This is a genomic window from Methylorubrum subtropicum, assembly GCF_038442325.1.
In the GTDB taxonomy this organism is placed as follows: domain Bacteria; phylum Pseudomonadota; class Alphaproteobacteria; order Rhizobiales; family Beijerinckiaceae; genus Methylobacterium; species Methylobacterium subtropicum.
Map to the genome: position 1 here is coordinate 269,926 of NZ_JBBXMW010000006.1, position 6,910 is coordinate 276,835.

The 6,910-nt window shown below is 70.7% G+C and carries 4 protein-coding genes, 1 tRNA gene and 1 rRNA gene; 2 read left to right on the forward strand and 4 right to left on the reverse strand.

All coding sequences use genetic code 11. From position 1 onward, the window contains the following. Nucleotides 1-44: 44 nt before the first annotated feature. Both mdoH and AAHG03_RS11390 read right to left on the reverse strand, forming a co-directional pair. On the reverse strand, nucleotides 45-2,189 hold the full coding sequence (gene mdoH / locus AAHG03_RS11385) for a glucans biosynthesis glucosyltransferase MdoH (protein ID WP_342150774.1): 2,145 nt from the start codon (nucleotides 2,187-2,189) through the stop codon (nucleotides 45-47). A gap of 102 nt (nucleotides 2,190-2,291) precedes the next feature. After that, nucleotides 2,292-3,902 (reverse strand): glucan biosynthesis protein, encoded by a 1,611-nt coding sequence (locus AAHG03_RS11390; RefSeq protein ID WP_342150775.1) that lies wholly within the window; start codon nucleotides 3,900-3,902, stop codon nucleotides 2,292-2,294. 226 nt (nucleotides 3,903-4,128) lie between these two features. On the opposite strand from AAHG03_RS11390, the gene AAHG03_RS11395 reads away from it, so the two are divergent. Both AAHG03_RS11395 and AAHG03_RS11400 read left to right on the forward strand, forming a co-directional pair. Next, nucleotides 4,129-5,286, forward strand: a complete 1,158-nt coding sequence (locus AAHG03_RS11395; protein WP_342150777.1) for a dimethylmenaquinone methyltransferase — start codon at nucleotides 4,129-4,131, stop codon at nucleotides 5,284-5,286. A gap of 275 nt (nucleotides 5,287-5,561) precedes the next feature. Further along, entirely contained in the window at nucleotides 5,562-6,293 is a 732-nt protein-coding gene (locus AAHG03_RS11400; RefSeq protein WP_342150778.1) for a helix-turn-helix transcriptional regulator, read from the forward strand. Between the two features lie 286 nt (nucleotides 6,294-6,579). Here AAHG03_RS11400 and AAHG03_RS11405 read toward each other — a convergent pair. Further along, nucleotides 6,580-6,656: transfer RNA gene (locus tag AAHG03_RS11405), tRNA-Met, on the reverse strand. A gap of 151 nt (nucleotides 6,657-6,807) precedes the next feature. Continuing rightward, nucleotides 6,808-6,910: ribosomal RNA gene (gene rrf / locus AAHG03_RS11410) — 5S ribosomal RNA — on the reverse strand; the annotation flags it as partial.

The window sequence follows — 6,910 nt, forward strand, 5'->3', positions numbered from 1 at the left end:
CGATCTGACACGGTAAAAGCCGGTTTATCGCAGAAAACCGAAATCTAGGCCGGGCGCAGGCGGGTGAGCTGGTCGAGCAGGGCGCGGTCGTGGAGCAGGGCGAAGCGCTCCTTGGGGGAGAGCCAGCCTTGCGCCTCCGGAAGGGTCTCGGCCTCGACGATCTTGGCGCGGGCGAGCGTGTGGTCGGGGTCGATCTGGCCGCGGGGGCGGGAGCGGCCCTCGGGCAGCATCGCGGCGTGGTCGCGGGCGAGATCCGGGTCGGCGTGGAGCGCGGCGAGCGCATCCGAATCGTCGAAGCCACGGGCGGCGTTGCGGGCGGCGAGTTCGCCGGCGCGCAGCGCGATCGGCGGCGGCGTCTCCTCTTCCGGCGTCAGGAGCAGGCCGCGCCGCTTGAGCGCGAGGCCGAGCGCGAGCTGGCCGCTCGCCCAGGAGAGCGGGATCGCCAGGACGAGGCCGAGGATCGTCGGCGACATCCACAGGAACAGCGAGGTCGCGATGGCGAAGGCGCCGACGCCCGTGATGAGGCCGAGCAGCGTGTGCCAGCGGTGGCGGCGGACGATGGCCGCGAGCGGGATCGAGCCGTCGTCGCGGCGCTGCGGGTTCCAGCCGGTGTCGCGCCCGGCCAGGATCTGGAACACCGCGCCGGACTGCACCACCATCGCGATCGGCGCGATCAGCGCCGAGAGCAGGATCTCGATGAGGAAGGAGAGCGTCAGGCGCCCGGCGCCGCCGCTCGCCTGCCGGACACGGTTATCCATCAGCGCCAGGATCAGCCCCAGAAACTTCGGGGCGAGCAGGATGCCCATGGTCAGCGCGAAGAGCTGGAGCGCGCGCACCGGATCGAACCGCGGCCACACGGGATAAAGGCCGAACTCGGCGGCGAAGTATTCCGGGCGGACCCAGGCGGTCTGGAGCACGATGATCAAGCCGATCACGAGCTGGGCCAGCCACAGCGGCGAGGCGACGTAGCCGGCGATGCCGGTGGCGAAGTGCTGGCGCGAGGCCGGGGCCAGCCCCGCCGCGCCGATGACGCGGGCGTGCTGGAGGTTGCCTTGAGCCCAGCGCCGGTCGCGCACCGAGAGGTCGATCAGCGAGGGCGGGCTCTCCTCGTAGGAGCCGGCGAGCCGCGGCAGCATGGTGACGCCCCAGCCGGCGCGCCGGATCAGCGCCGCCTCGACGAAATCGTGGCTGAGGATGTGGCCGCCGAAGGGCGGGCTGCCCTTGAGGTCGGGCAGGCCCGCGGCCTCGGCGAAGGCCTGCATGCGGATGATCGCGTTGTGGCCCCAGTAATTGCCGTCGCGCCCCGACCAGACCGAGAGCCCGGTGGCGATGACCGGCCCGTAGATGCGCGCGGCGAATTGCTGGAGCCGGGCGAACAGGGTGTTGCGGTTGATGATGAGCGGCAGGCTCTGGACGATGCCGGCGTTCGGGTCCGCCTCCATCGCCGCGGTGAGGCGCACGATGCACTCGCCCGTCAGCAGGCTGTCGGCGTCGAGCACCAGCATGTGGTCGTAGGATGCGCCCCAACCCGTGACGAAGCCGGCGATGTTGCCGGCCTTGCGGTGATGGTTCTTTTCGCGGTGGCGGTAGTAGAGCCTCGCATCCGGCCTGAGTTCTTCGCGCAGTTGCCGGAACGCGCGCTCCTCGGCGACCCAGGCGTCGGCCTGCGTCGAGTCGGACAGCACGAACCAGTCGTAATGCGCGCCGTGGCCCGTCGCGGCCACCGATTCGTGCATGGCCTGGAGCCCGGCAAAGACCCGCGCGCTGCCCTCGTTGTAGACCGGCATGACAACGGCGGTGCGGCTGGTCAGCCGCGTCGGCATCGGCCCGGCGGCACCCGAACGCAGCAGGGTGACGAAGCCGACGAGGGCGCCGGTGAAGGCGAGCGCGATCCACGAGAAGTTCAGGACGAACAGCACCAGCAGCACGTACTGCAGCCACGTCGCCCCGCCGGAGACCGAGATCACCTCGTACATCTGCCACGCGCCGTAGGCCGTCAGCAGCAGGGCGCCGCCGAACACGAACAGCCGGGCGGGCAGCGGCCCGCCCCCGCCGCGCCGGGCGGGCCTGGGTGCGTTGCGCAGGTCCTGCACCGGCATGGCGAGCGGCGCCCGCGGGGGCATCGCCGGGGCGGGCTCGGGGGCAGGCGCCGGCGCGACATCCCGGGCGATCTGGGCAGTCTGTGACATCGTCTCTCCGGTCGGACCGGCGGCCGGGCCGTGCCTCACGAGGCTCCCGCGCGCCGCGGGCGCCTCGTCCGTCAAACTAGGGCGCACCGCACAAAAGGCCGCTCACGGCGTCCAGCGATACAGCCACGTCTCCGTGACCTGACGCCCGCCCGTCTTGAGCACGAGGCGCAGCTCGCACCCCTTGGCGCCCGCGGGATCGAGCTCGAACGCGACCCGGACGGTGCGCCGCTCAGGGCGCACGTACCAGCGGGTCGCCCCCTCGACGATCTTGCCGGGGCCGGCGATCAGCACGGTCTCCAGCGGCACCGCCTTGCCGTCCGGGGTGAACAGGACGTCGCCGGTGAAATCCACGAGGAACAGCCGGCGCGTGTCGCTGCCGCCGCGCCCGCTGCGGGTCTCGCCGACGCGGGCGATCGGGCCGACCTCCGGCGCGCGGCCCCAGGCCTGGCGGTAGCCGAGGCGCACCTCCGTGCCTGCCGGCACCGCCGCCTTCGGGCGCCAATAGGCGATGACGTTCTCGTTGATCTCGGCATCGCTCGGGATCTCGATGAGGGTGACGGCGCCCTCCCCCCACAGGCCCTCGACGCCGCTCGCCTCGCCGGGCTCGACCCAGAGCGCGGGCGCGCGCTCCCAGGAATGCGCGTCGTCCTCGAACGTCTCGAAGCCCCGGTCGCGCTGGATCAGCCCGAACCCTTTCGGCCCGGTATCGACGAAGCTCGAGATCTGCAGCGTCTCGGGGTTGCGCACCGGGCGCCAGATCGCCTCGCCGCCGCCGTTGCGGATCTGCAGGCCGCCCGCCGCGTAAGCGGCCGCGCGGGCATCGTCGGACCCGCGCCGGTCGTGCGGGCCGAACAGGAACGGCGCCTGCATGCCGCCCAAGCCCAGATGCTCCACCTGCTTGCGCGTCACCAGCGTGGCGGTGACCGCGACGTTCGCGGTGTCGCCCGGCGTCATCTCCAGGCGGAAGGCGGCGGCGAGCGACTCGGAATCGATCAGCGCGTGGATCACCAGCGGCGCCCCCGGCGCCTTGGGGCGCTCGACGAACAGGGCGCGCCAGCGGGGAAACTCCTCGCCGCGGGAATCGGCCGGGCGCAGCATCAGGGCGCGGCCGTTGACGCCGAAGATCTGGTCGCGGCCCGCGAGGCGGAAGAAGCAGGCGCCTTGCAGGATCGCGAAATCCTGATGCGCCTCGCCGACCTTGGCGCGGATGCGCAGCCCCGAGAATCCCGGCGCCTTGCCGGCCTCGGGCAGGGAGGCGCCGCCGCTGTCGTAGCCGGCCGGATCGTAGCCGACGGGGCGCACCACGCCGTCCTCCACGAGGAACAGCGCCACCCGGTCGGTGTAGTAGAAGCCGCGCAGCAGCGGCTCTAGGGCGAAGCCGTGCGGCTCGCCGCCCCAGATCAGCTCGTTGGGGCGGATGCGGATCGCCTCGTACTGCTCCCGCGACAGCGATTTCAGGCTCTCCGGCACGTCGTCGGTGGCGAGCGCGGCAAACGAGCGGTTGCCGTAGGCGCGGGCGAGGTCCGGCACGGTCGCGTCGGAGAACGGCGAACCCGCCGCGGGCAGCGCCGGGGCCGCCTCCTGCGCCATCGCGCCTCCGGGCAAGAGAGCCAATGCGGCGCCGGTCGCGGCGGCGCCGATCAGCCCGCGGCGGCTCAGGCCCGTCCGCAGATCGGAGCGTGCATGGCGGGTGAGGTCGGTCGGATGCGTCATGCCCTCGCCGGTTCGCAAGTCGAATTGGCCGCAGATCACCCCTCAACGCCCGAACCCGGTGTTAAGGTTGCGGACCCGTCTTGCCCGCCTTGGCCGTAATGGCAAGCCACGTGCCTGTGTTCGTCGGCTTCCGTCGTCGGCGCCCGCCGTCGCGGATGCGGCTTCGCGCGATCGTCGTTGCGATCCGCCGTGGCCTTCGCGCGCCGGCGCGCTTAAGAGACGCCGCATGACCCTCGTCCAGATCACCCACAACGACCTCGACGGCTACGGCGCCTCCACCGTCGCGGCGAGCCTCGCGCCCGTGCAGCGCGTGGTGCACGTCGCCCGCTATAGCGATGTCGGCCCGGTGGTCGAGGACGAGCTGAAGCGCCTGCGCAAGGCGTCGGCCCCCGAGACGCTGCTGATGACCGATCTCGGGCTGGAGGAGCCGGCCATCGCCTTCTTCCGGCGCTTTACCGCGATGAACCGCAACCGCGACGAGGGCACGCGCCACCGCCTCGTGGTGCTCGATCACCACGCCTCCTCCCTCGACCAGCTCCGCCGCCAGGGGCTGGAGCCCGCCCCCGATCCGGAGCGTCTGGGCCTGATCCGCACCGATTTCGGCGACCCGGCCGTGTTCGTCCTCATCGACGAGGCCCATTGCGCCACGCGGATGACCTTCGACCAGCGCGCCCTCTACGCCCCCGAGGGCGCGGAGGGACCGGCCGAGCTCGCCATCCTGATCGAGGCGATCGAGGCGCTCGATCTCTGGCAGAAGGCGAGCCCGGCCTTCACCGGCGGGCTCGCCCTCGACGAAATCTTCTGGGACAGCGTCTCGCCGCTGGTGCCTCCGAGCCATCCCCGGCACGACCGCTTTATGTCCGACCTGCTGCTCGCCGCCGCGCGCTGCCTCGCCGAGGGCGCGACCGCGGCCGAACTGGAGCGGCGCGCGGGCGGCCTGCGCGCGGCCATCGTCGATGCCCTGCTGGCCGACGAGCCGGGCGACGACCCGGCTTTGACGACCCGGATGCGGCTCGCCCGCATGCTCGCCCGCTCCGACACGATGTTCCACCCGCTCTCGGACGGCACGCTGCTCTCGTTCGGGCTCGATTCCGGCACGTTCCAGCGGGTCTCCGACCTCGTGATGGAGACGGGCCGGGCCAAGCGCGTCGTCAACGTCCAGCGGACCGGCACGCTCTCGTTCCGCTCCATCGACGGCACCGCGCTCGACGGCGCCCGCGCCTTCCGCGGCGGCGGGCACCGCGACGCGGCGGGCGGCAAGCTCCCGCAGGGCAGCGCCCATTCGCTCGCCGACGCCCTCGCCCAGGTCGAGCCGCTGCTCAACCCGCCGGCCCCCGATCCGTCGGCAAGCCCGTTCGGGGCGCTGAAGAACTGGAAGGGCTGAAGCGCTTCGCGCGCTGCCGCGAAAACGCTGCCTCTACGCCAGGTTGCCGGTCGAACACGATTGAGAATGTAGAGATGCGATCGTCGAGCGCGTCTCCGCAACCGTCCCACCTTGCGGGGCCGCCTCGTCCGGGGCATGCGGGATTGTCCGCCGCCGCTCCTCACGCCTTGCTCGCGCGAGGCAACTTCAAAGAAAATCCTTTCCGATCTTCCCACCCGGTCGGCCGCGACATATCCTGATGAAACGGCATTGTTTTTGCTCGATTGCCCGAGGCCATGTCCAGAAAATCGCTCGATCTGACGTTGGACATCCTCAAGTCGCTCGACCGAGCGCATTCCCGTGAGGATATCCTGCGGGCCCTGATGCCGCGCCTGAGCGGTTTCGGCATCGAATACATCATCTCGGCGATGATCCCGCAGAACCGTCTGTCGGCCCGAGCGCAGAAGAACTTCGTCATCCTGGAGAACACCTCCGAGGAATGGCGAAAGCTCTACTTCTCGAAGGGCTATATGTACCAGGACCCGATCGTGCAGGCGACCTTGCGCAGCACGACCGGCTTCGCCTGGGGCGAGGTCGGCGGCGGCGACACGCTCGATCCGCGCGCACGCCGACTCATGGGCGAGGCGCGCGAGTTCGGCCTCGGCGACGGCTTCACCGTGCCGCTCGCCACCCTGGAGGAGGAACGCGGCGGCCTCACCTTCGCCGGTCCGCGCCTGGAGATCAGCCCAGCCCAGCGCGGGGTGCTGACGCTGCTCGCCTCCTACGTCGTCGGCCAGACGCTGCTCATCGACGGCGGCCCCACGAAACACCGCATCGGCCTGACGCCGCGCGAGCGCGAGAGCCTGCAATGGGCGGCCGAGGGCAAGACCGATTGGGAGATCGGCGAGTTGATGGGCATCTCGCAACACGGCGCCGACTTCCACCTGCGTTCCGCCCGGGTCAAGCTCGGCTGCGTCACCCGCACCCAAGCCGTCGCCGAGGGGCTACGCCGCGGTTTGATCGTCTGAGATTTTTTGCTGGCTGATTGGCGCCGGTTTCGCTCCGCAGCGTCATCGTCAAGCAGAGCCGGACAGATCGAGCCGCGCGTCCTCACCTTTCCCCCTCCCCCGCTCCGAATAGGGCACCCCGTCATTGCGAGGCGAAGCCGAAGCAATCCAGGGCTCCGCACTGTCCAGAGTGGTCGCGCCGCCGATGACAGGACGGCCGAAGGCGGATCGCCCTATCCGATGACCCGAACAGCAAAAAGCCCCGTGCATTGAGCACGGGGCTTTGTGTTGGGTCTGGTCGGTGAGTTGGTTGCGGGGGCTGGATTTGAACCAGCGACCTTCAGGTTATGAGCCTGACGAGCTACCGGGCTGCTCCACCCCGCGGCGGTATCGGTGATGTCTGAGTGTCGGTCGCGGTGGCGGTATCGGTGATGTCTGAGTGTCGGTCGCGGTGGCGGCACGGTGTGCGTGGCGTCGTCCGGTGACCGGTCGTGTCGAGGGAATGCGGTGCGTGACGTGAACTTGTGCTGGGCAGGCCTGGCGGCGACCGACTCTCCCGTGTCTTGAGACACAGTACCATGGGCGCTGGTGCGTTTGACGGCCGAGTTCGAGATGGGATCGGGTCCTGGGCACACCGC

Bases quoted from the DNA above. Each gene is read 5' to 3' on its own strand.
- AAHG03_RS11395 (WP_342150777.1), top strand. From the start codon at position 4,129: ATGACCCTCGTCCAGATCACCCACAACGACCTCGACGGCTACGGCGCC.
- mdoH (WP_342150774.1), bottom strand. From the start codon at position 2,189: ATGTCACAGACTGCCCAGATCGCCCGGGATGTCGCGCCGGCGCCTGCC.
- AAHG03_RS11400 (WP_342150778.1), top strand. From the start codon at position 5,562: ATGTCCAGAAAATCGCTCGATCTGACGTTGGACATCCTCAAGTCGCTC.
- AAHG03_RS11390 (WP_342150775.1), bottom strand. From the start codon at position 3,902: ATGACGCATCCGACCGACCTCACCCGCCATGCACGCTCCGATCTGCGG.